This is a genomic window from Streptomyces sp. NPDC032161, from assembly GCF_040636995.1.
Lineage (GTDB): Bacteria > Actinomycetota > Actinomycetes > Streptomycetales > Streptomycetaceae > Streptomyces.
In genome coordinates this window covers 79,760-103,214 of record NZ_JBEZVN010000015.1, presented here as the reverse complement: position 1 = coordinate 103,214, position 23,455 = coordinate 79,760, and the positions used below count along the sequence as shown (strand labels likewise).

Annotated in this window: 16 protein-coding genes; 10 read left to right on the top strand and 6 right to left on the bottom strand. The window is 70.6% G+C overall.

Annotated elements, in window-relative coordinates; all coding sequences use genetic code 11:
* Positions 1-252 precede the first annotated feature (252 nt).
* The 4 genes from AB0E67_RS23680 to AB0E67_RS23665 all read right to left on the bottom strand — a co-directional run bounded on the left by AB0E67_RS23680 (position 253) and on the right by AB0E67_RS23665 (position 7,050).
* Positions 253-3,141 (bottom strand): BTAD domain-containing putative transcriptional regulator, encoded by a 2,889-nt coding sequence (locus tag AB0E67_RS23680; protein WP_362030169.1) that lies wholly within the window; start codon positions 3,139-3,141, stop codon positions 253-255.
* A 233-nt stretch (positions 3,142-3,374) separates the two neighbouring features.
* On the bottom strand, positions 3,375-4,673 hold the full coding sequence (locus tag AB0E67_RS23675; protein ID WP_362030166.1) for a M18 family aminopeptidase: 1,299 nt from the start codon (positions 4,671-4,673) through the stop codon (positions 3,375-3,377).
* A 115-nt stretch (positions 4,674-4,788) separates the two neighbouring features.
* On the bottom strand, positions 4,789-5,115 hold the full coding sequence (locus tag AB0E67_RS23670) for a hypothetical protein (protein ID WP_362030163.1): 327 nt from the start codon (positions 5,113-5,115) through the stop codon (positions 4,789-4,791).
* A 108-nt stretch (positions 5,116-5,223) separates the two neighbouring features.
* Positions 5,224-7,050 (bottom strand): acyl-CoA dehydrogenase, encoded by a 1,827-nt coding sequence (locus AB0E67_RS23665; protein WP_362030161.1) that lies wholly within the window; start codon positions 7,048-7,050, stop codon positions 5,224-5,226.
* 174 nt (positions 7,051-7,224) lie between these two features.
* Between AB0E67_RS23665 and AB0E67_RS23660 the strand changes: the two genes are divergently transcribed.
* The 3 genes from AB0E67_RS23660 to AB0E67_RS23650 all read left to right on the top strand — a co-directional run bounded on the left by AB0E67_RS23660 (position 7,225) and on the right by AB0E67_RS23650 (position 10,152).
* Positions 7,225-7,665 (top strand): SseB family protein, encoded by a 441-nt coding sequence (locus tag AB0E67_RS23660; protein ID WP_073790626.1) that lies wholly within the window; start codon positions 7,225-7,227, stop codon positions 7,663-7,665.
* 222 nt (positions 7,666-7,887) lie between these two features.
* Positions 7,888-8,844 carry a pirin family protein gene (locus AB0E67_RS23655; RefSeq protein ID WP_362030158.1) on the top strand — a complete coding sequence of 319 codons (957 nt, stop codon included), beginning with the start codon at positions 7,888-7,890 and terminating at the stop codon, positions 8,842-8,844.
* Between the two features lie 207 nt (positions 8,845-9,051).
* Positions 9,052-10,152, top strand: coding sequence for an AI-2E family transporter (locus AB0E67_RS23650; RefSeq protein ID WP_362030155.1), 1,101 nt, complete (start codon positions 9,052-9,054; stop codon positions 10,150-10,152).
* Positions 10,153-10,352: 200 nt separating this feature from the next.
* Here AB0E67_RS23650 and AB0E67_RS23645 read toward each other — a convergent pair whose 3' ends face one another.
* Entirely contained in the window at positions 10,353-12,788 is a 2,436-nt protein-coding gene (locus tag AB0E67_RS23645; RefSeq protein WP_362030152.1) for a SpoIIE family protein phosphatase, read from the bottom strand.
* A gap of 295 nt (positions 12,789-13,083) precedes the next feature.
* On the opposite strand from AB0E67_RS23645, the gene aspS reads away from it, so the two are divergent.
* The 6 genes from aspS (at position 13,084) to AB0E67_RS23615 (ending at position 20,724) form a co-directional block, all read left to right on the top strand.
* Entirely contained in the window at positions 13,084-14,859 is a 1,776-nt protein-coding gene (aspS, locus tag AB0E67_RS23640; RefSeq protein WP_362030149.1) for an aspartate--tRNA ligase, read from the top strand.
* A gap of 1,099 nt (positions 14,860-15,958) precedes the next feature.
* A complete protein-coding gene (locus AB0E67_RS23635) occupies positions 15,959-16,597 on the top strand; it encodes an HAD family hydrolase (RefSeq protein WP_362030147.1) in 639 nt (212 codons plus the stop codon).
* A gap of 53 nt (positions 16,598-16,650) precedes the next feature.
* The gene (locus AB0E67_RS23630; protein WP_362030144.1) at positions 16,651-17,835 is read left to right on the top strand and encodes a helix-turn-helix transcriptional regulator; all 1,185 of its coding nucleotides are present in this window, start codon (positions 16,651-16,653) and stop codon (positions 17,833-17,835) included.
* Between the two features lie 262 nt (positions 17,836-18,097).
* Positions 18,098-18,250, top strand: coding sequence for a hypothetical protein (locus tag AB0E67_RS23625; protein ID WP_362030141.1), 153 nt, complete (start codon positions 18,098-18,100; stop codon positions 18,248-18,250).
* A gap of 383 nt (positions 18,251-18,633) precedes the next feature.
* A complete protein-coding gene (locus AB0E67_RS23620) occupies positions 18,634-18,756 on the top strand; it encodes a hypothetical protein (RefSeq protein WP_362030138.1) in 123 nt (40 codons plus the stop codon).
* Positions 18,757-19,848: 1,092 nt separating this feature from the next.
* Complete coding sequence (locus tag AB0E67_RS23615) at positions 19,849-20,724, top strand: L,D-transpeptidase family protein (RefSeq protein WP_362030135.1); 876 nt, start codon at positions 19,849-19,851, stop codon at positions 20,722-20,724.
* Positions 20,725-20,960: 236 nt separating this feature from the next.
* Here AB0E67_RS23615 and metG read toward each other — a convergent pair whose 3' ends face one another.
* A complete protein-coding gene (metG, locus tag AB0E67_RS23610; protein ID WP_362030132.1) occupies positions 20,961-22,565 on the bottom strand; it encodes a methionine--tRNA ligase in 1,605 nt (534 codons plus the stop codon).
* 202 nt (positions 22,566-22,767) lie between these two features.
* Between metG and AB0E67_RS23605 the strand changes: the two genes are divergently transcribed.
* Complete coding sequence (locus tag AB0E67_RS23605; RefSeq protein WP_073789152.1) at positions 22,768-23,421, top strand: response regulator transcription factor; 654 nt, start codon at positions 22,768-22,770, stop codon at positions 23,419-23,421.
* Positions 23,422-23,455: the final 34 nt, after the last annotated feature.

The following is a 23,455-nucleotide window of genomic DNA, read 5'->3' as shown; positions in this document are numbered from 1 at the left end:
GCTGTTGTCCCGCTGACGACCCGCTGACGTTCCCTGCCGTACTGCGCGGGTGTCTTCGCAGGGCTTGAGCGGGCGTCTTCGCAGGGGCTTGCGCGGGCGCTCCCGCGGGGATCTTCGGGGGCACCTCTCCACAGGTGCCCGCGCGGACGGCCTCGCGGCTGCCTGCGCGGCTGTCCTGGTGGTGCCCGCGTGGGCTTCCTCGCTGCCACGCCCGCCCGCTCGAACGGTGGGAACGTACGCGGCGGCGCGGGCTCAGTCGTCGCCGACGGCGAGCCGCCCGACCGCCTCTTCGTACCGTCTGCGGTACTCCGCGCGTGCGGTGACCCGCAGCAGGGCTTCGAGGGCCCGCACCGCCCCCTGGTCGTACCCGGCGCGTTCCGCCTCCGCTGCCGCCAGGTCCAGCATCCGGATGCCCTCCTCCTCGTCGCCGAGCGCCAGCCGGGCTTCTCCACCGACGGTCAGCAGCAGTACCCGGCGGGCCTCCTCCTCCTGTTCGGGCCCGAGGTCGAGGGCCGTGCGGGCGGAGTCGAGGGCGTCCTGCGGCCGGTTCGCGGTGAGCTGCATCCGGGCGAGATGCTGCAGGGCGAGCATCTCCGTGTGCGCGTCGCCCTCCTCGCGGGCCAGGTCGACGGCGCGGGCGCAGTCCTCCAACGCCGCGTCGAGCCCGCCGTCCTCGGCCTGGACGACGGCCAGGTTGACCAGCGCGGTCGCCTCGCCGAGCCGGTCACCGGCCTGCCGGGCGAGACCGGGCGAACGTTCCAGCAGGGCGATGGCCTCCGCGGTCCTCCCCTCCTCGGTGAGCACCCAGCCCAGCAGGTTGAGCACCCGCGACTCGGCGTACGGGTCCTTCTCGGCGCGGGCGGAGCCGAGGGCCAGCTCCAGCAGCGGCGACCAGTTGTCCCGTACCCGCCACACGACCTGCGGCCACTGGAGGAGGATGATCCGCCAGGCCCGGTCGTGGAGTCCCGCGGTCCGGGCCGCCACGGCGGCGAGGGCCAGATCGTCGCGTTCGGCGGCCAGCCAGCGCATGGCCGTCGCCCGGTCGGCGAAGTCCCGGACCGCGGCGGGCGCGCGGAAGTCCTCCGGCACGACGAAGCAGGGCTCACCGCCGGGTTCGGCCGTGTCGGCGGCGGCGAGCGCGGTGGCGATGTAGTGGTCGAGGACGTTGCGGAGCGCCTCGTCCGCGGACGCCGGGTTCAGGCCACGGGCGTAGAGGCGCACCAGGTCGTGCAGAATCCAGTGCCCGGGAGCCGTCTCGGTGACGAGATGGGCGGTGGCGAGCCGTTCCAGTGCCGCCGCGGCGGTGACCGGGTCCGTACCGGCGAGCGCGGCGGCCGTGTACGGGTCGAAGTGGCTGCCGGGGTGGTGTCCGAGCCGGGTGAACTGGTGCACGGCCTCCGGCGACAGCTGCTGCACGGTCAGCCGCAGCGCGGCCGGGACGCCGGTGTCGTCCACATCGAGGTACGTCAGCCGGCTGCGTTCGTCGGCCAGTTCGTCGGCCAGGCCCGCCAGCGTCCAGTGGGGGCGCCCGGCCAGCCGGGCCGCGGTGACCCGCAGGGCCAGGGGCAGGCCCCCGCACAGTTCGGCGAGCCGTCGGGCCGCCACGGGTTCGGCGAGGACCCGTTCCTCGCCGAGCACTCCGGCCAGCAGGGCGGTGCCGTCCTGGGGTTCGAGGACATCGACCGGCACGGGGCGGGCCGCGTCCGAGGCGATGAGGCCCTCCAGCCGGTTCCGGCTGGTGACCAGCGTGACGCAGTCGGCGCCGCCGGGCAGCAGCGGCCGGACGGAGGCGGAGTCGCGGGCGTTGTCGAGGACGACGAGCAGCCGACGCCGGTCGGTCAGCGACCGGAACAGCGCGGCCGCGGCGGAAACGGACTCCGGGACGCGACGCGGTGCGACGCCCAGCGCCAGCAGGAACTCGCGCAGGACCTCCACGGGCGCGGGTTCACCGGTGTCGCTGAACCCGCGCAGATCGGCGAAGAGCCGCCCGTCCGGGAAGGCGGCGGCGTTGCGGTGCGCCCAGTGGAGGGCCAGCGCGGTCTTCCCCACCCCGGCCGGTCCGGTGACCAGGCAGACGGGTGCCTCGCCCGCCGCGGCCCGGCCGAGCGCGGCCAACTCGGCGGCCCGCCCCTGGAAGCCGCGGGGCGCGCGGGGGAGCAGATCGGCGGGGCGCGGTTCGCCGGCCGAGGGAGCCGGGGCCGGGGCGGCGGGGGCATGGGGAGGCGACAGGACGGCCGCGCGGCCCGCGAGACCCGGTCCGCCCGCACGGTCCGTCCGGACCGCGTGGACCGTGCGGGCCGGTGTGTGGTGCGCTTCGTCCGTGCGGTCCGTTCCGGTCGCGCGGTTGGTCCCGTCCGCTCCTCCGGCCGTACGGTTCGGCTCGGCGGCGCGCTCCGGGCCGGGGTCGCCGCGCAGGATCAGTGCGTACGCGTCGGCGAGTTCGTGTCCCGGGTCGATGCCCAGCTCCTCGGCGAGCAGCCGCCGGGTGCGGTGGAACCAGTCCAGCGCCTCGGACTGGCGCCCCGCCCGGTACAGCGCCGTCATCAGCGCGGCGGCCAGCGACTCCCGCATCGGATGCGCGGCGGCCTCCGTGCGCAGCACCGCCGCGGCCCGGCTGTGCTCACCCAACGCCCCGTAGGCGTAGGCAAGTTGCTCGACGGTCGCCAGCCGTGACTCCTCCAGGGAGTGGGCGGCGACCTGGAGCGGCGGGGCGGCGAACACCCCGGTGAGCGCCGGACCCTGCCACAGGGAAAGGGCCTCCTTGAGCATCAGCACGGAGTCCGCGGGATCGCGCTGTTCCCGTGCCAGCAGCAGGAGTTCCTCGAACCGGTGCGTGTCCAGCAGGGACTCGGGCAGCCGGAGCAGGTACGCGTCGCCGAGGGTGACCAGCTCCACCCCGTATGCCCCGGCGTCCGCGCCGACCAGGAGGGCACGCAGCCGGGACACGTGTCCTTGGATGACGCCGCGGGCGTGCAGCGGCGGGGCGTCGTCCCACAACGAGTCCGTCAACCGGGCCATGGACACGGGGGTGTTGGCGGACAGCAGCAGCGCGGCGAGCAGGCTGCGGCGTTTCGCGGGTCCGAGCGGCAGCGGTCCGGTGAGCGTCTCTACGGAGACGGTGCCGAGCAGCCGGAACTCCACGTGCGGCTCCCCTTCCGGGCGGGATGCGCCCCGGCGGGGGCACGGCATAGCCCCAGGATATCGGGGGTGCCGGGGAGCCGAGAGCGGCGATTCCCGGTCGGCCGCGGGGCCGTCGGCCCGAGGAGCTCCTCCCCGGCTGATCAACCCTGCGGATCGGCTCGGCGGATCGGCCCGGTGGCTGAGGGCTGTCCCGTAACCCCTGGTGGATCAGCGCGGTGGCCCGGCCCGGCGGATCAGCCCGTCAGGAACGCCGACAGCGCGTTGGCCAGCAGGTACGGGTCGTCCGCGCCGCACAGTTCGCGGGCGCTGTGCATCGACAGGATGGGGACGCCGATGTCCACGGTCTGGATGCCGTGCCGGGCGGCGGTGATCGGCCCGATGGTGGTGCCGCACGGCATCGAGTTGTTGGAGACGAACGTCTGCCACGGCACATCCGCCTTCCGGCACGCCTCCGCGAACACGGCCCGGCCGCCGCCGTCGGTCGCGTACCGCATGTTGACGTTGACCTTGAGGATCGGTCCGCCGTTGACCACCGGGTGGTGGGTCGGGTCGTGGCGCTCGGCGTAGTTGGGGTGGATGGCGTGGCCGGTGTCGGAGGAGAGGCAGACGGTCCCGGCGAACGCCCGTGCGCGGTCCTCGTACGAACCGCCGCGCGCGAACACCGAGCGCTCCAGCACCGTGCCCAGCAGCGGCCCGTCGGCGCCGGTGTCCGACTGGGAGCCGTTCTCCTCGTGGTCGAAGGCCGCCATGACCGGGATGTACGGGAGCTCGGCGTCCGGCTGCCCGGCGACGGCGGCGAGCGCCGCGGTCGCCGCGTGCACGGAGAGCAGGTTGTCCATCCGCGGGCCGGCCAGCAGCTCGCGGTCCCGGCCCAGGTAGGCGGGCGGCTCGACGGGGTGCGGCATCAGGTCCCAGCCGATGACGTCATCGGCGTCGACTCCGGCCTCCTCGGCGACGAACCGGATCAGGTCGCCCTCCTCGACGTCCCCGAGGCCCCAGATCGGCTGCATGTGCTTCTGCCGGTCGAGCTTCAGACCGTCCGGGTTGGCCGAGCGGTCCAGGTGCACGGCCAGCTGCGGCACGCGCAGCAGCGGCCGGTCGATGTTCACCAGCCGGTGCGTGCCCCCGCGCAGCGAGATCCGCCCGGCGAGCCCGAGATCGCGGTCCAGCCAGGTGTTGAGGAGCGTCCCGCCGTAGATCTCCACGGCGACCTGGCGCCAGCCGTGCGCCCCGGTGTCGGGCAGCGGCTTGACCCGCAGGTTCGGCGAGTCGGTGTGCCCCCCGACGATCCGGTACGGGGTGTGCGCCTCGGCGCCCTCCGGCACGTACCAGGCCACGATCGCGCCGCCGCGCAGGACGTACTTCCCCCCGTGCGTGCCGTCCCAGGCCGCGGTCTCCTCGACCTGCCGGAACCCGGCCTTCTCCAGCCGCGCCGCCGCGGTGGCCACCGCGTGGTACGGGGAGGGGGAGGCCATCAGGAAGGCCATCAGGTCGTCGGTGTGCCCGCGGTCGAAGCGGAGGGAGGAACTCATGTTCTTCACTGTAACGAGGCCGGGCCGGAACGTTTCCCCGTCGTCCCGCAGTCGGCACCCGCCGCTGTACCGGACGGCGGCCCGCCGTCCGACTCCGTACTCGCCCCCGCCCCGGCTACAGCTTGTCGATGGCGGTCAGGTCGATGTCGATGTCGTACGGGACGGAGACCTTCAGCCGGTCGTGGTGGACGCCGGTGGAGACGTACTTCTTGCCGACAGGGTCCAGCTGATACGTCCAGACCACGGGCCGGTCGTTCTCCGCCATCTCGACGAGCCAGAAATTCGGGATGCCCGCCCCCGCGTACTTGTGCGGCGGGAGGCCGTGAAGCGTGAACAGGTCGTCCGCGGTGTAGCCGCCCTCGGGCGGGACCGGCCACGTGGAGTCGTCGCGCCGCGATCGCGACGCTTCGGGCAGTGCCTCGGCGGTCATGGTTCCTCCCATGAACGGGATTCTCGGCCGTGCCCTCAGCGTACCCAGCCCGTACGAAGGCACCGCCACCCGAAAGCGCGTACGGGTGGCGGTGCCGGTGACGAGCCTGTGGAACGCTGGCTAGAACGCGGCCTCGTCCAGCTCCATCAGCGAGTTGTCGACGGACTCGGCGAGCGCCCGCTCGGTGGAGACGCCCGGCAGGACGTTCGCGGCGAAGAACTTCGCGGCGGCGATCTTGCCCTGGTAGAAGGCGACGTCCTTCGCGGAGGCGGTGGCCAGCTTCTGGGACGCCACGTGCGCGCCCTTGAGCAGCAGGTAGCCGACGACGACATCGCCGGAGGCCATCAGCAGGCGGGTGGTGTTCAGGCCCACCTTGTAGATGTTCTTGACGTCCTCGCCGGTCGCGGTGAGGTCGGTGATCATCGTGCCGACGATCGCCTCCAGGTCCACGGCCGCCTTGGCGAGCGAGTCCAGCGCGCCGGACAGCTCCTCGTCGCCCTGGGCGTCGGTGAGGAACTGCTTGATCTCCTCGGACAGGGTGTTCAGCGAGGCGCCCTGGTCACGGACGATCTTCCGGAAGAAGAAGTCCTGGCCCTGGATCGCCGTCGTGCCCTCGTACAGCGTGTCGATCTTGGAGTCACGGATGTACTGCTCGATCGGGTACTCCTGGAGGTACCCGGAGCCGCCGAACGTCTGGAGCGACTGCGCCAGCTGCTCATAGGACTTCTCGGAGCCGTAGCCCTTCACGATCGGGAGCAGGAGGTCGTTCAGGCCGTTCAGCGCCTTGGTGTCCTCGCCCGCGGCCTCCTTCTCCTGGATCGCGTCCTGGACGGACGCGGTGTACAGGACGAGGGAGCGCATGCCCTCCGCGTACGCCTTCTGCGTCATGAGGGAGCGGCGCACGTCGGGGTGGTGCGTGATGGTGACCTTGGGCGCGGTCTTGTCCATGAACTGCGACAGGTCGCTGCCCTGGACGCGCTCCTTGGCGTACTCCAGCGCGTTCAGGTAACCGGTCGACAGGGTCGCGATGGCCTTCGTGCCGACCATCATGCGGGCGAACTCGATGATGCGGAACATCTGGCGGATGCCGTCGTGCTTGTCGCCGATCAGCCAGCCCTTGGCCGGGTGCTTGTCGCCGAACGTCATCTCGCAGGTGTTGGACGCCTTGAGGCCCATCTTGTGCTCGACGTTCGTCGCGTACGCGCCGTTGCGCTCGCCCAGCTCGCCGGTCTCCCAGTCGAAGTGGAACTTGGGGACGAGGAAGAGCGAGAGGCCCTTGGTGCCGGGGCCGGCGCCCTCGGGGCGGGCCAGCACGTAGTGGAGGATGTTCTCGGACATGTCGTGCTCGCCCGAGGTGATGAACCGCTTCACGCCCTCGATGTGCCAGGAGCCGTCCTCCTGCTCGACCGCCTTCGTGCGGCCCGCGCCGACGTCCGAACCGGCGTCCGGCTCGGTCAGCACCATCGTCGAGCCCCACTGCTTCTCGACGGCGATCTGCGCGACCTTCTTCTGCGCCTCGTTGCCCTCGTCGAAGAGGATGCCGGCGAACGCGGGGCCGGAGGAGTACATCCAGATGGCCGGGTTCGAGCCCAGCAGCAGCTCCGCGTACGCCCAGACCAGGGAGCGCGGCGAGGTGGTGCCGCCGATCTCCTCGGGCAGGCCCAGGCGCCAGTACTCGGAGTCCATGAAGGCCTGGTACGACTTCTTGAACGTGTCCGGGACCGGCGCGGTGTTGGTCTCCGGGTCGAAGACCGGCGGGTTGCGGTCGGCGTCGGCGAAGGAGTCGGCCAGCTCGTTCTCCGCGAGGCGGGTGATCTCGTCGAGGATGCTCTTCGCCGTCTCGACGTCCATCTCGGCGAACGGTCCGGTGCCGTACGTCTTGTCGCGACCGAGCACCTCGAAGAGGTTGAACTCGATGTCGCGGAGATTCGACTTGTAGTGCCCCATGGAAGGCTCTCCGTAATCAATAGCAGTGGCACGCGACGCCCCGGGCGCGGCGTGCGGGCCGGGTGGGCGACGAGCTGGCGGTGCGCATATCAGCTGACCCCTCCGATGATGCTACCCGTCAGTAATAAGACGCAACCCCTCAAGGGGTCGATGTGTCCCATTACTCTTTGCCGCATGTACGGCTACGACCAGAACCCGGGCGCGCAGCAGCAGATGGGCGGCGGCTACGGCGAGCAGCCGCTGTATCCCGAGCCCTCGCCGCCGTCCCTCCGGGACGCGGTACGCGCCTTCACGACCGGCTCGCTCTCCGCGGAGGACTTCCAGCAGATCTTCGCGACGTCGAAGGTCTACTGCCCGCGCGGCGACAACCCGGGATTCCTCGCGCTGCACAACACGCAGCACCCGGTGATCCCGATGTTCACCACGCTCAAGGAGCTGCGGCGGTACGCGGGCAAGGAGTCCAAGTACTTCGTGATCACCGGCGCCGAGGTGATCGACCTGCTGCCGACCGGCTACGGCTTCGTCCTCGACATGGAGGGCGAGCACCGCATGGTCTTCGACGCCAAGGCCGTGGAGCAGATGGTCGACTTCGCGATGCGCCGCATGTACGGCTGACGCCCTTTCCTCCCCCGTCCTTCTCAGGGGCCCGTACCACGCTCGGATGCCGCCGGTGATCAACCGGCGGCATCCGGACGCGGTACGGGCCCCTCGTCGTTCCGGTGCGGGGTTGCCGCCGGGGCCTCCCGCCCGGGGATTCCGGCACGGGAATGCCGGGCGCCTTGCGAGATGTTCACTGTTCAACTAAATTGGAGGCAGGACAACCCGGAGGTGGCTCCCATGCCCGCAGTGACCGTCGAAAACCCGCTGACCCTGCCCAAGGTCGCCGCTTCCGGCGACGCCGTCGCCCGTCCCGTGCTCGCCGTCACGACGGCACCGAGCGGATACGAGGGCGAGGGCTTCCCGGTTCGCCGCGCGTTCGCCGGGATCAACTACAAGCGCCTCGATCCGTTCATCATGATGGACCAGATGGGCGAGGTGGAGTATCAGCCCGGGGAGCCGAAGGGAACCCCGTGGCACCCGCACCGCGGCTTCGAGACCGTCACCTACATCATCGACGGCACCTTCATCCACCAGGACTCCAACGGTGGCGGCGGCACCATCCAGAACGGTGACACGCAGTGGATGACCGCCGGTTCGGGCCTCCTGCACATCGAGGCGCCGCCGGAGTCCCTCGTGATGTCGGGCGGCCTCTTCCACGGCCTCCAGCTCTGGGTGAACCTGCCCAGGTCCCACAAGATGATGGACCCGCGCTACCAGGACATCCGCGGCGGCCAGGTCCAGCTCCTCGCCTCCCCGGACGGCGGCGCGCTGCTCCGCGTCATCGCCGGTGAGCTCGACGGGCACGAGGGCCCCGGCGTCACCCACACCCCGATCACGTTGGTCCACGCCACCATCCGGCCCGGCGCCGAGGTGACCCTGCCGTGGCGCGAGGACTTCAACGCGCTCGCGTACGTGATGGCCGGGCGCGGCAGCGTCGGCGCGGACCGCCGTCCGATCCAGCTGGGGCAGACCGCGGTCTTCGGCGCCGGTTCCTCGCTGACCGTCCGCGCGGACGAGAAGCAGGACGGCAACACCCCGGACCTGGAGGTCGTGCTGCTCGGCGGCCGTCCGATCCGTGAGCCGATGGCGCACTACGGACCGTTCGTGATGAACAGTCAGGCCGAACTCAAGCAGGCGTTCGAGGACTTCCAGGCCGGCCGGCTCGGCCGGATCCCGGCCGTCCACGGCATGTGAGCCGTCCTGCTCCGGGTCACCCCCCCCGGGCTGCCCGCCCCTGCCCGCCCTCCGGGGGGTGACCCTTCGTCCCGATATCGTGCATGATTCCCTGGACGTCGCACATGACCGCCGAGAGGTGGCACGTGGCCGCCGGAGCGTGGCGGCCCGTCGCCCGTACGGCGGCACGGGCGAGACATTGCATTCACGACATGATCGGGTGGGAGCGTGCAGACCCAGAAGCCCCTTCTGCCCGACGGCGCTCGGCGCACCGCCGCCTGGTGCGGTGTCGTCCTCCTCGTCACCGGGGTCGTGGCGGTCGCCATCTGGCTGTGCGTCGCCTTCAAGACGGCCGTCACGCCCGTACTGCTCGCCCTGCTCGGTACGGCCCTGCTCGGCCCGGTCCACAGCAGGCTGACGGCGCGCGGCATGAACCGTTCGGTGGCCGCGGGGCTCACCTGCGCCCTGCTCGTCGCGGTGGTCGGTGGCGCGGGATACATCGTCGTCACCGCGCTCGTGGACACCGGCCCGCAGATCCTCGGTTCGCTCAAGCGCACCGGGCAGTGGTTCGTCGACCACCTCGGGATCAGAGGGACGACCGATGTGGACGCCCTCGCCGCCAACGCGCAGAAGATCCTGGAGAAATTCGGCGCGAGCGCCGCGGGCGGGCTCCTGTCCGGGATCAGCCTGATCGGTTCGCTGCTCGCGACGAGCGTCCTGGCCCTGCTGCTGACCTTCTTCTTCCTGCGCGACTCCGACCGGGCCGCGGGCCTCGCCCACGCGGTCGCCCCGCGCGGTACGGGCGACCTGGTCGAGGCCATGGGGCGGCGGGCCTTCGAGGCGGTCCAGGGCTTCATGCGCGGCACCACGTTCATCGCCCTGATCGACGCGGTCTGCATCACCGTCGGTCTGCTGATCCTGCGCGTACCCGGCGCCGTGGGGCTGGGGGCGCTGGTCTTCGTCGGCGCGTACATCCCGTATCTCGGGGCGTTCATCTCCGGCGCGGTCGCGATCCTGGTGGCGCTCGCCGACCGGGGGGTGGTGATCGCGCTGTGGGCGCTGGGCGTCGTGCTCGCCGTACAGGTGCTGGAGGGCCACGTCCTGCAACCGATGATCCAGAGCCGTACGGTTCAGATGCACCCGGCCACGATCATGATCGCGATCACCGCGGGCGCCGGGGTGGCGGGGCTGCTGGGCATGCTGCTCGCGGTGCCGGTGTGCGCGGCGGTCTTCGGGATCATCGGCGAACTGCGCGGGGGCCGCCCCGGCCCGTCCGGCGCCTCCCCGTCCGGCGCCTCGCCCGGTTCCGCCGGCCCTTCCGAGGCCTGAGAAGCCGGCCCTTCCGAGGCCTGAGAAGCCGGCCCTTCCGAGGCCTGAGAAGGGGGAGGGGCGGGACGGAACCGTTCAGTGGAGAGGCCGGTTCAGCCGTCCGTCCTGCGGCCCGGGCCGGCATCCGCTCCCGTTCCTGTTCCCGTGTCCGCTCCCACTTCCGTGCCCGTTCCGGTCCCGGCCGCCGTTCGCGCGTCCGTTCACGCGTCCCTTGCCGTTCCCGTTCCTGGCCCTGGCTCCGGTTCCGCTTGCGCGGGCGTCCGTGCTTCCGCGCTCGCGCCCGGTTCGTACAGCTCGAACCAGATCAGCTTTCCTCCGCCCCGAGGGTCCACGCCCCACGAGTCGGCGAGCATTTCCAGCAGCACGAGCCCGCGTCCGCTGGAGGCCATTTCCCCGGGGCATCGCCTGTGCGGCAGTTCGTCGCTGCCGTCGGCCACCTCGACCCGGAGCCGACGCTCACCCGGCTCCCCGGTCGCCCGGACGATCAGCAGCGCGTCCCCGTCCGTGTGGACGAGGACGTTGGTGGTCATCTCGGAGACCATCAGCACCGCGGCGTCGACCTGCTCCGGATCCGCCCAGTCGTGCAGCAGCTCCCGCAACTGCTGCCGGGCCGCCGAGATCCGCTCCGGTGCGGCCTGTGCGATGGTCAGCGCGGCCCGGCGCGTCGTCGTCTCCTGCGACGGTTCGCCGTCGCGCCGCAGCAGCAGTACGGCGAGGTCGTCCTCGCGGCGGTCCGCCAGCGGGCCCGTCGTGTAGTGGGCGGTCGGCCCGTGCACGGCCTGCACGAGGGCGTCGGCGAGCTTCTCCAGGTCGGCCGTCTGCTGTTCCAGGATCGGCCGCAGCCGGATCCAGCCCGTCGCCATGTCGTGGCCGCCGGTCTCGATCAGCCCGTCCGTACAGAGCATGATCGTCTCGCCGGGCTCCAGGGTGAGCCTGCTCGTCGGGTAGTCCGCGTCCGACTCGATGCCGAGCGGCAGCCCGCCGTCGGTGAAGCGGATCGTCGCGGTCCCGTCGGCCGTCACCACCACGGGGTGGGGGTGGCCGGCCCGCGCGATGTCGAGGGTTCCGGTCTCCGGGTCGGCCTCCGCGTACAGGCAGGTCGCGAAGCGGGGGCCGGGCCCTTCCCCGTCCTCGTAGGCGTCGGTGAGCCCGGAGAGGAAGCGGGACGCACGCGAGAGCACCGCGTCCGGCCGGTGGCCCTCGGCGGCGTACGCGCGCAGCGCGATGCGCAACTGCCCCATCAGCCCCGCGGCGCGCACGTCGTGGCCCTGGACGTCACCGATGACGAGGGCGATGCGGCCGTTGGGGAGCGGGATCATGTCGTACCAGTCGCCACCGACCTGGAGCCCGCCGCCGGTCGGGACGTAGCGGGCGGCGACCGTCATCCCGGGGACCCCGGGGCCGAGGGACGGCATCATCGAGCGTTGCAGTCCCAGCGACAGTTCGCGCTCGGTCTCGGCGACCCCGGCGCGGGCCAGCGCCTGGGCCAGCATCCGGGCCACCGTCGTCAGCACCGACCGTTCGTCCGTCGTGAACGCGACCGGCTGGCGGAACGCCGCCAGCCAGGCGCCCATGGTCCGCCCCGCCACCGTCAGCGGCAGAAAGGCCCAGGACCGGCGGCCGAACGTGCTGGCGAGCGGCCAGGTGTCCGGGTAGCGGCGCCGGTACTCCTCGGGCGAGGGCAGATAGATCGCCCGCCCCGTCCGTATCACCTCGGCGGCCGGGTAGTCGGCGTCCAGCGGCATGCCGTTGAAGGGACGCTCGTCGCCCGTCTTGTGCCCGTAGTGCCCGGTGATCGTCAGCCGGTCGCCCGTGACGCCGAAGACGGCCAGGCCGTCCGGTGAGAACCCGGGCATGGAGAGCGAGGCGGCGACCCGCAGCACCTCCTCGGTGGACCGGGCCTCGGCCAGCGCGCGGCCCGCGTCCAGCAGGAATGCCTCGCGGGAGCGGTGCCAGTCCCCGGTGGCGGTGCCGGTCCCGGTGGTGCCGGGCTGCCGCTCGGCGACCTCCTGGAGGGTGCCCACCATGACAAAGGAGGCGCCGCCCGGCTTCTCGGGCGGCACCGACTCTCTCGTGGGATTTCTGACATTCGCGGGGCTCACGGCGTCCGTGGCGATCGCGGGGGCTGTGCGGCCCGCAGGGGCTGTGTGGCCCACAGGGTCCGTGAGACCCATGGGGCCTGAGGGGCCTGAGGGGCCTGAGTGGTCCTGAGGATCCGTGTGGTCCACGGGATCTGTGTGGTCCACGGGATCTGTGTGGTCCGAGGGATCCATGAGGTCCGAGGGTGGCCCTCCCGGCGGCACCGACTCGTTCATGGGCGGCAGCGGTTCGTTCCCGAGCGTCAGCGGCTTGGACCGGCTGCGTACCGTGCGCAGCACCCGTCCCTGCGGATCCACGATCCGCAGCCGGGCCTCGGCGAGGGTGCCCTCGGCGAGCGCGAGGCCCACCACCCCGTGTATCTCGTTCCAGTCGACCGGATGGAAGTGGGAACGCACCGCCGACTCGCGGAAGACACCGGCCGTCGCGGGCAGCCCGAGCAGCCGGGCCGCCTCCGCGTCAAGCGTCACGGTCCGGGCTCCGCTGTCCCAGCGCCACAGACCGGTCGCGGTCGCGGCCAGGACATCCTCGGTGCGCATTGCCCCACTTTAAGAAGATCTGCTCGGTAAACGCCACTGTGGGCGGCCATAGCGGCCACACGGGCCGCTACTCGGGACGGGCGCACCCGGAGAAGTCGTGTACGAGGTCCGGGGCGTGGCCCCGCCGGGGCGGTCCGAGGCGAGGCCCCGCCGGGTGGTCCGGGGGCGGCTCGCCCGGGGCCCGCACCGCCGCCGGGCGATCTTGAAATGTCAATGTCAATGAATCGGTGCGGGCGTGGGCGGTAGCCTGGGGTGGTTGAATCCACCCCGAACCGCGAAGACTGGATGAACGACGATGCATCGGTACAGGTCCCACACCTGCGGCGAGCTCCGCGCCTCTGACGTCGGCACCGACGTCCGGCTGAGCGGCTGGCTGCACAATCGCCGAGACCTGGGCGGCATCCTCTTCATCGATCTGCGCGACCACTACGGCCTGGTGCAGCTCGTCGCCCGCCCCGGCACCCCCGCCAACGAGGCGCTGGCGAAGCTCACCAAGGAGACCGTCGTACGTATCGACGGCAAGGTCTCCGCGCGCGGCGCCGAGAACGTCAACCCGGAGCTCCCGACCGGTGAGATCGAGGTCGAGGTCACCGAGGTCGAGGTGCTGGGCGAGGCCGCCCCGCTGCCGTTCACGATCAACACCGAGGACGGGGTCAACGAGGAGCGGCGCCTGGAGTACCGCTTCCTCGACCTGCGCCGCGAGCGCATGCACCGCAACATCATGCTGCGCTCGGCCGTCATCGCCTCCATCCGCTCCAAGATGGTGGCCCTCGGCTTCAACGAGATGGCGACCCCGATCCTGACCGCGACGTCCCCCGAGGGCGCCCGCGACTTCGTCGTCCCGTCCCGCCTGAACCCGGGCAAGTTCTACGCCCTGCCGCAGGCCCCGCAGCAGTTCAAGCAGCTGCTGATGATCTCGGGCTTCGACCGCTACTTCCAGATCGCGCCGTGCTTCCGTGACGAGGACGCCCGCGCCGACCGTTCGCCCGGCGAGTTCTACCAGCTCGACGTCGAGATGTCGTTCGTCGAGCAGGAGGACGTCTTCCAGCCGATCGAGAAGCTGATGACCGAGCTCTTCGAGGAGTTCGGCAACGGCCGCCACGTCACCTCGCCGTTCCCGCGCATCCCGTTCCGCGAGTCGATGCTCAAGTACGGCAACGACAAGCCGGACCTGCGCGCCAAGCTGGAACTGGTCGACATCTCCGACATCTTCGCCGACTCGGAGTTCAAGGCGTTCGCGGGCAAGCACGTCCGCGCCCTCCCGGTCCCGGACACCGCGGGCCAGTCCCGGAAGTTCTTCGACGGCCTCGGCGACTACGCCGTCCAGCACGGGGCCAAGGGCCTGGCCTGGGTCCGCGTCGGCGAGGACGGCGCCCTCGCCGGCCCGATCGCCAAGTTCCTCACCGAGAACGACGTCAAGACGCTCACCGAGCGCCTGTCCCTCGTCCCCGGCCACGCCGTCTTCTTCGGCGCGGGCGAGTTCGACGAGGTCTCCAAGATCATGTCCGCCGTCCGCGTCGAGGCCGCCAAGCGCGCCGGCCACTTCGAGGAGGACGTCTTCCGGTTCTGCTGGATCGTCGACTTCCCGATGTACGAGAAGGACGAGGACACCGGCAAGATCGACTTCTCGCACAACCCCTTCTCGATGCCCCAGGGCGGCATGAAGGACCTGGAGGAGAAGGACCCGCTCGACATCCTGGCCTGGCAGTACGACATCGTCTGCAACGGCATCGAGCTGTCCTCCGGCGCCATCCGCAACCACGAGCCCGACGTCATGCTCAAGGCGTTCGAGATCGCCGGTTACGACCGCGAGACCGTCGAGCACGAGTTCGCGGGCATGCTCCGCGCCTTCCGCCTCGGCGCCCCGCCGCACGGCGGCATCGCCCCGGGCGTCGACCGCATCGTGATGCTCCTCGCGGACGAGCCCAACATCCGCGAGACCATCGCCTTCCCGCTCAACGGCAACGCCCAGGACCTGATGATGGGCGCCCCGACGGAGCTGGACGAGTCCCGCCTGCGCGAGCTGAACATCCAGCTCCGCAAGCCGGTCGCGGCGAAGGACAAGGACTGACCATGGCCTGACCTGGCCTGACGGCGAGTCCCTCGTCGCCGGTGCCCGGTGATCCCCGGGCCTCTCGCTCCGGGCGATCCAGGTTCCACGTGAAACAGCTCCCGGCCGGATTCCTCCGGCCGGGAGCTGTTCTTTGTCAGGGGAGGCGGGCGACGGACGGTCCCCACATACGGGGACATCAGGCCGGCCTTAAGGCTGTCCCGTCATCCCTGGCGGGCGCCCGACGACAGCTGCGGCGCCTCGCCGCGTTGTCGGAACGCCCGAATACATCCAGTGTTCGGGCGCTCCTCCGCCTTGCGATGCACCACATCCGACGCCGCGCGCTGTTCCACCACGGATTACGGGACAGCCCTTTGGCACGCAGCTCACGCAGCTCACGCAGTCGAGCACCGAGCGCGATACGGCCGGCTTGGAAGGGGTAGGGTCATCGAGAGCGTCTCGGTCCTTTGGATTGAATCACCAAGGTTGTGTGGAATGTTCCGCTCGTGCAGCAGCCTTGAGCTGCTCCCACTCGTCCTCAAAAGACATCTGTCCCCCTAAGGGCTGCCCCGCCATCTCCGGCGGGCGCCCGGCGTCAGACGTGGCACCTCGCCGCATTGTCGGGACGCCCGCATACATCCGGTATGTGGGCGTTTCCCCGTATGGCGATGCACCGCATCTGGCGCCGCGCTGATCCATCACGGACGACGGGACATCCTTTAGTCATCCATCAACTGCCGCTGTTCAAGCCCTCGTTCGGTGACTCCCAGAGAATGGGGGTCCGGGTATGCACGGTAGCCGACGAACAGATGTGGAGCAGAAGCTGCCTGGCGACCTTCTACCCAAGTGCGGGATTGGCCGCATGCGGCGTGCCGCCTTCGCCCGGCTGCCCGGGGTGCGCGTTGATCGCCTCCTGCACTGGGGTCCAGGGGGCTTCCCCCGTCAACGCGTCTACCGACTGTGCGGCCCCGGCCGCGCGCTCCATCCCGATCAGCTTGTCACTCGGTTCGATTGCCACGGACCGGATGCACGGCCACATGTCGGCTCCCCGCCGGAACGGTCACCCATGCCGGGCATCGGTCATGCCGGGCATCGGGCGGAACCTCGTAGGCTCGCTCGGGTGAAGACGATGGTGTTCGACATCGGTGAAACCCTCGTACGCGACGACCGCTACTGGGCGTCCTGGGCAGACTGGCTCTCCGTACCCAGACACACCCTGTCCGCCCTTGTCGGCGCCGTCACCGCCCAGGGCCTCGACAATGCGGAAGCCCTCCGTCTCCTGCGTCCCGGCATCGACATCCCCGCCGAGTACGCGGCCCGCGAGGCCGCGGGGCGTGGCGAACACCTTGATGAGACCGACCTGTACGAAGACGTGCGTCCCGCGCTCGCCGCACTGCGGGAACTCGGCGTCCGGGTCGTCATCGCGGGCAACCAGACGATCCGCGCCGGTGAACTGCTCCGAGATCTGGACCTGCCGGCCGACTTCATCGCCACCTCCGGGGAATGGGGCTGCGCCAAGCCGTCGGGGAACTTCTTCGCACGCGTCCTCGACGCCTCCCAGGCCGAGGCCCGGGACACCGTCTACGTCGGCGACCACCCCATGAACGATGTCTTCCCTGCCCACGCGGCCGGACTTCGCACGGCACATCTTCGCCGCGGCCCCTGGGGGCACCTGTGGGCGGATGACGCCCAGGTACGGGCAACTGCGGACTGGGTGATCGATTCGCTCATGGACCTGACCGCGATCAACGACGGGTAGGCAGCGCAGCTGAAGCCGTACTCACACAGTGATGGCGCGGGTACGGGCAGGTCATGTCCGCCGACTCCCCGCACGAGGTCGGTGAGCGGATCGCCGCACGCCGCCGCGCACGTCGCTTCACCCAGACCGGACTCGCCGCAGCCTCTCACGTCTCCTACGCCACCATCCGGTCCGTCGAGCGAGGCGCACGACGACCGAGCGACGGGGTGCTCGAAGCGATCGCCGCTGCCCTTGAGGTGGACGCCACACAACTGCGCACGGGGTACGTCGGTACCGAGCGGCGCGTTCACCGAGCCTTGCCGGAACTGTCGTCGGTGATCGCCGGGTACGACATTCCGCAGGGTCCTCCGGTCCGCACCCCGGACGAGCTGGCGGATGCGACCAGTACAGCGGTGAGCTGGAGGCTGGGCGCTCAGTACGGACGGATCGCGGCAGGCATCCCCGACCTGCTCCGTGACGCCATTCGGTACGTTCACACCGCATGTGGCCCCGAGCAGCGGAACGCCGCCCGGATGCTGGCCACCGCTGCCCGGACGGCGGACGCGATCGCCTTCAAGTACGGCGAGCGCGACTTGTCCGCCCGGCTGATCGATGTGATGCGCTGGGCTGCCGACCGTGCGCGAGATCCCCTGGTCCAGGCTGCCACGGCCTACGTACGGACCGAGGTTTTCTTCGCGGCTCGAGCCCACGCGGTCGGCCTCGCTGCACTGGAGCAGGCGATCGAGGCCGCCCCCGCGCCGTCGTCCCGTTCGGAAGCCGCCGCCCGCGGCACCCTCCACATGCGGGCTGCCGTGATTGCCGGCCGCGACGGGAACGTGGACCGCGCCGACATGCACCTGAAGCACGCCCGGCAACTCGGCGATCAAGTAGCGGTCGAGGGAATTTATTTGGGTACGGCATTCGGCCCGGACTCGGTCCGGATCCACGAGGTGTCTGTCGCCGTCAGCCTCGGCCGCGACCACCTCGACCGCGCCCTGCGCGTAGCCACGGAATGGAAGCCGCCCGCCGGTCTGTCGGCCGAACGTCGTAGCGGCTTCTACATCGAGTTGGCCCGCGCCCAGGAATGGGCCGGGCTTCAGGCGGATGCGTTCGAGAGCCTCAAGGCGGCCCGCGCGGCGGCTCCGCAGCACACCCGTGAGCACCCGTGGGCACGTGAAGTCATCGGCAACCTGCGGCGGTTCCACCGCTCCGATGCAGAATCCCTTTCGCACTTCGCTCACTGGATCGGCGCCGTCTGACAGGCTGCTACACGCTGTAGCAGTTGTGCCGCGCCCCGGACCCCAGGCTTTACCTGTCCGCATCACTCAGGTATGAGGAGGGGTCCATGAATACGCCTGCGCCCGTGCCAGGGCGTGTGAGAATCGCTCGCCTTCGTGGCGAAGCCCGCTGGCACTGCGGTGCCGTGACTTGGCGGCTGGCGCCCGCCGACGAGGTCGTCCTTTCGGGTCCCGGGTGGACCTGGCCGATCGTCTCGTGCGGAGGCACGGACCGGCGGTCGGCATGTCGATGACGATCAAGGTGTACGAGGTGGACCGGTACGGGCGGACGCGTGTCGTCCGGCCGAAGGCCGAGGTCGTTCCGGCCGAGACGGTGGAGCTGTCGACTGCGTTCCCGGCCTGTCGGTGCGACCGGTGCAAGGGCGGGCAGCGGTGAGCGCGCGATCCTTTCGCCCGGTGTCGGACGCGGGGGCCACGGGGACCGGTTGGTGTCACTGGCACAAAGGCCCGTCCGGGACCGCGATTCTGATCGAGATCGTCGAGCAGGGCTCGGCCCCTGGGGCCGCCCTGTATGCGTGTGCTCCGTGCCGGGAGCAGCGCCGCCTGGTCCCGTACGGCGAACGGCCGTGACCGCGCAGACACCGGCCCAGCCGAAGCTCGCGCCCGCGTGTCGGATCGGTGAGCACGAGGAGTGTCCGGGACCGGGTGTCACGCGGCGGCCGGGAGCCCCGGAGTGGGAGGTGCCGATCGAGGTCCGGCGGTGCGCCTGCCCCTGCCACCGGCCCGAATGACACCGCCGCCGAGAGAAAGGGAGGCCGTATGCAGTGTCCTCGATGCGGCAAGCAGATGAGCCAGAACGTCGGCGGCTGGTGGACGTGTTGGAGCTGCGGAAACACGATGCCCGGCCACGCCTGTGTCTACATCTACGGGGAGGACCGGTGACCTGCCCCCGATGTTCCGGGCGACTGCACCCAGTACGAGCAGATGCGTACCGGTGCACGCGGTGTTCGTACGAGATCAGTGCTGATGCCTGGCGATTCCACCAGGGGCTGCTGGCCGGGCTCGATGCCGACCAGGACGCGTTCTTCGACCGGGTGAGGCTGCGTACCGCGCACCTGCGGGCGCTGGAATCTTCGTGGCACTGATCGCCCGACCACTCCTCACGTTCCCAGCGGCTGGCAGGGACCGGGGGGATCAGCCGGGAGCGGCTGACTGCGCTCAACGCCGCGAAGATCCACGGGCTTGACGGTATTGACCTGGACTCCATTGTCGACCCGGGTTTTGAGTAGGTCGACGTCCAATCACTCCCTCCGGGACCGCCCCGTGAAAAACGTGGGCGTGAAGCCGGGCGAGAGACCATCCCCGCACGCGCGGGGAGCACGTCGGCTCGAACACCTTCCCGGCCTGGCGGGTGGGGCCATCCCCGCACGCGCGGGGAGCACAGTTCCTGACCTGCGAGTTTAGGCCGCGGGGTGGGCGTTTTTGCTTACTTCTTCAGATTGCGACATCAGGGGCATATCGCTCACTCTCGTGTGGCCCGGAGCTGGTGTTCCGTGGCGTCTGATCGTTTGGCGTCGGGGATGAAAGTACGGGAAACAAAGGCTACTTGGGGGACGCTTGCCCGGATGTGGATGTGGAAGCGAAGGGAGAGCGGCCTGGCTCTGGGCGAGGCTGTTGTGGGCTGGCGGGCGGCTGATGGTGATGCGGCGGGTGGAGGGGGACTGGACGGTCTGTCTGGCCTGCGGACCACTCGCAGGTGAGGGGCAACCCGCGCCGCGGCCCGCCTCCGGGATCGGGGTGATATCGCCCGGGCGGCCGGGAGTGGTGGGGCGGGCGGGGGAAGAACCCGGAAGCAGTGGGCTTACCGCCGTATGGCCCTCGTGCGGATTCGCGTTCTCGTGACTCGGCGTTAACTGGGGTCGGCGGGGCCGAGCGTGACGGCGAGCCCCGTCGAGCCGCATGCCCGTGACCGACCCGACCGACCCGGCCCGCGTCGCACCGAGCCGCCGCACGTTCGCTGAGGAGAGAGTGCCCGTGTCCGTGTCCCGTACGTCGGCCGCCCGGCGTCGCCCCCCGTCCGCCGTCCGGGCCGGTGCCTGCGTTGTCGCGATTCTGGCGCTCGCCGCCTGCGGCGATACGGCCGTCACCGACACCGCCTCCCGCGCCACCCCGGCGCCGTCCGCCTCCTCCACCGGGACCGCCGGGGCGCAGGCCGGGGACGGGCGGGGTGGTCGCAAGCCGTCCGGGGGCTTGCAGGCGGACGGGCCACCGGGGCGGGCCGCCGCGCCCGCGCCACGGGCCCCGGGTGTCCGCCCCGCCCTGATCCCCGGGCTGGGCCTGCGGACCAGGGGGAGGATGCCGGTCGACACCCGGCAGGCCCTCGTCGTCACCGGTGACTCGTACGACTCCAGCCTGTCCACCGCCGTCCTGTACACCCGTGACAACCCGGCCCAGGGCTGGCGGGCGGTCACCTCCCGATGGCCGGCCCACAACGGCCTCAACGGATGGGCCGACGAGCACTGGGAGGGCGACCTCCGCACCCCGGTCGGGATCTACGGGCTGACGGCGGCGGGCGGTCGGTTCGCGGCGCCGGGCACCGTGTTCCCGTACGAACAGAACCCCGCCTACACCGTGAGCGGCGAAGGCTTCGACGGTGAACCCCTCGAAGGCTCTTTCGATTACGTGGTCGCGATCGACTACAACCGGACCCCCGGTGTCTCCCCCCTGGACCTCGAACGCCCGCTCGGTCAGGAACGCGGTGGCGGAATCTGGCTCCACGTGGATCACGGCGGCCCGACGCAGGGCTGTGTCTCGCTGCCCGTGGAGCACATGAAGGAGCTGCTGAGGCTGCTCGACCCGCGGAAGAACCCGGTGGTGGTGATGGGGGACGCCGAGTGGCTTGAGCGGTGAAGCGAGCCCCGGCCAGGGCGTGTGTCCGTACGCGGGACGCAGTCCCGTTTCCGGCATCCAGTCGGCATCGAGCTGGACACCGAGCCGCTGAAAGACTGGGTTCGCTGAGGGACCGGGTATACCGAAGGACCGGGTTCGAGGAAACAAGTGCGCCGGTGGCGTGCGTACACGGTCGAGGGCCGGGACCACCGTGAAGCGGGTCCCGGCCCTCACCGTTCGTGCGGGAGAGGCGTGCGTTACGCCGGCTTCTCCTCCAGGCGGGGGAACAGCACCGCGCCCTTCGTGACCGTGGTGCCCGCCGGGAGGCGGCCCCAGTCGCCCGCTTCCTGGACGCGCTGGTCGGACAGCGCACCCAGGGACGCCTCGGCGCCCAGCGAGTCCCACAGCTTCTGCGAGGTCTCCGGCATCACGGCGTTCAGCAGTACCGCGACGCCGCGCAGCGACTCGGCGGCCGTGTACAGGATCGTCGCGAGGCGGGCCCGGCCCTCCGGAGAGGCGTCCTTGGCGACCTTCCAGGGCTCCTGCTCCGTGATGTAGCCGTTGACCTGCTTCACGAAGTCGAAGATCGCCAGGATGCCGGCCTGGAAGTCCAGCTCCTCGCCGATCTTCTGGTCGGCCGTGGCGACGGCCTTCGCCAGCCCCTCCTGGACGGCCTTCTCGGCGTCACCCGCGGCGGTGGCCTCCGGGAGCACCCCGTCGAAGTACTTGCCGACCATCGCGGCGACGCGCGAGGCGAGGTTGCCGTAGTCGTTGGCCAGCTCGGAGGTGTACCGGGCGGAGAAGTCCTCCCAGGAGAACGAGCCGTCGCTGCCGAACGCGATGGCGCGCAGGAAGTACCAGCGGTACGCGTCCACGCCGAAGTGCGAGGTCAGGTCCTGCGGCTTGATGCCGGTCAGGTTCGACTTCGACATCTTCTCGCCGCCGACCATCAGCCAGCCGTTGGCCGCGACCTTGCCCGGCAGCGGCAGGCCCTGCGCCATCAGCATCGCGGGCCAGATCACCGCGTGGAAGCGGAGGATGTCCTTGCCCACCAGGTGCACGTTCGCCGGGAACGTCCCGTCGAACTTCTCCTGGTTGGCGCCGTAGCCGACCGCCGTGGCGTAGTTCAGCAGTGCGTCGACCCACACGTAGATGACGTGCTTCTCGTCCCACGGCACCGGGACGCCCCAGTCGAAGGTGGAGCGCGAGATGGACAGGTCCTGGAGACCCTGCCGGACGAAGTTCACGACCTCGTTGCGGGCGGACTCGGGCTGCACGAAGCCGGGGTTGTTCGCGTAGAACTCCAGCAGCTTCGGGCCGTACGCGCTCAGCTTGAAGAAGTAGTTCTCCTCCTTGAGGATCTCCACCGGCTTCTTGTGGATCGGGCACAGCTTGACGCCGTCCTCGTCCTCGACCAGGTCGCCGGGGAGCTTGTACTCCTCGCAGCCCACGCAGTACGGGCCCTCGTAGCCGCCCTTGTAGATCTCACCCTTGTCGTACAGGTCCTGCACGAACTCCTGCACCCGGTCGGTGTGCCGCTTCTCCGTCGTACGGATGAAGTCGTCGTTCGCGATGTTCAGGTGCTCCCAGAGGGGCTTCCACGCCTCCTCCACGAGCTTGTCGCACCACTCCTGCGGGGTGACATTGTTCGCCTCGGCAGTGCGCATGATCTTCTGACCGTGCTCGTCCGTGCCGGTGAGGTACCACACCTTCTCGCCGCGCTGGCGGTGCCAGCGCGTGAGCACGTCGCCTGCGACGGTCGTGTAGGCGTGGCCCAGGTGAGGAGCGTCGTTGACGTAGTAGATGGGGGTCGAGACGTAGTACGCCGTCGCCCCCTGCTTCTCGGATCCAGTGGCCGCCATGGGCAAAATCCTAACGGCCTGCCGAAGATCGACTCACACCGATTACGGCCGGTGGCGGTCGGGGCCGGGAGCGTTCTCGGCCGTGCCGGGACGCCCCGGGCCGTGCGGAGACCTCTGCGAAACATGCCTTCCCATAACAAAGACGCATCCTGGGAGGGAGTGGACACGCATGCACGGGGCACACGAAGCAGGGGACATCACGATGCGGGTACTGGTCGCCGAGGACGAGGAGATGCTGGCGGAGCTGGTCGCCACCGGGCTGCGACGGGCCGGATTCGCCGTCGACACCGTGTACAGCGGTGACGCCGCCCTCGCCTACCTGGGGCTGCACGACTACGACGTCGTCGTCCTCGACCGCGATCTGCCACGGGTGCACGGCGACGACGTGGCGCGGAAGCTGGTCGCCACCGGCTCCCGGACCAGGATCCTGATGCTCACCGCCGCCGGTTCCATGGAGGACCGGGTCGCCGGGCTCGATCTCGGTGCCGACGACTACCTGGGCAAGCCCTTCGAGTTCCCGGAGCTGGTGTCGCGGGTACGGGCGCTGCGGCGGCGCAGCGCGCGCCCCGTACCGCCGCAGCTGGAACGGCACGGCATCCGGCTCGACACCGTGCGGCGCACCGCCTCCCGGGAGGGCCGGGAACTCGACCTATCGCCGAAGGAGTTCTCGGTGCTCCAGCTGCTGCTGGAGGCCGACGGCGCGACCGTCAGCGCGGAGGAGTTGCTGGAGCGGGCCTGGGACGCCAACGCCGACCCCTTCACCGGTGCCGTCCGGGTCTGCATGAGCAAGCTGCGGGGGAAGCTCGGGGAACCCGCGCTGATCCGTACGGTGCAGGGTGTGGGGTACGCCCTGTGAACGGCGATTCCTCTCCGTCGTCGGGTGCGTCGGG

Bases quoted from the DNA above. Each gene is read 5' to 3' on its own strand.
- AB0E67_RS23645 (WP_362030152.1), bottom strand. From the start codon at position 12,788: ATGCGCACCGAGGATGTCCTGGCCGCGACCGCGACCGGTCTGTGGCGC.
- metG (WP_362030132.1), bottom strand. From the start codon at position 22,565: ATGGCGGCCACTGGATCCGAGAAGCAGGGGGCGACGGCGTACTACGTC.
- aspS (WP_362030149.1), top strand. From the start codon at position 13,084: ATGCATCGGTACAGGTCCCACACCTGCGGCGAGCTCCGCGCCTCTGAC.
- AB0E67_RS23625 (WP_362030141.1), top strand. From the start codon at position 18,098: ATGTCGATGACGATCAAGGTGTACGAGGTGGACCGGTACGGGCGGACG.
- AB0E67_RS23670 (WP_362030163.1), bottom strand. From the start codon at position 5,115: ATGGGAGGAACCATGACCGCCGAGGCACTGCCCGAAGCGTCGCGATCG.
- AB0E67_RS23665 (WP_362030161.1), bottom strand. From the start codon at position 7,050: ATGGGGCACTACAAGTCGAATCTCCGCGACATCGAGTTCAACCTCTTC.
- AB0E67_RS23660 (WP_073790626.1), top strand. From the start codon at position 7,225: ATGTACGGCTACGACCAGAACCCGGGCGCGCAGCAGCAGATGGGCGGC.
- AB0E67_RS23605 (WP_073789152.1), top strand. From the start codon at position 22,768: ATGCGGGTACTGGTCGCCGAGGACGAGGAGATGCTGGCGGAGCTGGTC.
- AB0E67_RS23630 (WP_362030144.1), top strand. From the start codon at position 16,651: ATGTCCGCCGACTCCCCGCACGAGGTCGGTGAGCGGATCGCCGCACGC.
- AB0E67_RS23675 (WP_362030166.1), bottom strand. From the start codon at position 4,673: ATGAGTTCCTCCCTCCGCTTCGACCGCGGGCACACCGACGACCTGATG.
- AB0E67_RS23620 (WP_362030138.1), top strand. From the start codon at position 18,634: ATGCAGTGTCCTCGATGCGGCAAGCAGATGAGCCAGAACGTCGGCGGC.
- AB0E67_RS23655 (WP_362030158.1), top strand. From the start codon at position 7,888: ATGCCCGCAGTGACCGTCGAAAACCCGCTGACCCTGCCCAAGGTCGCC.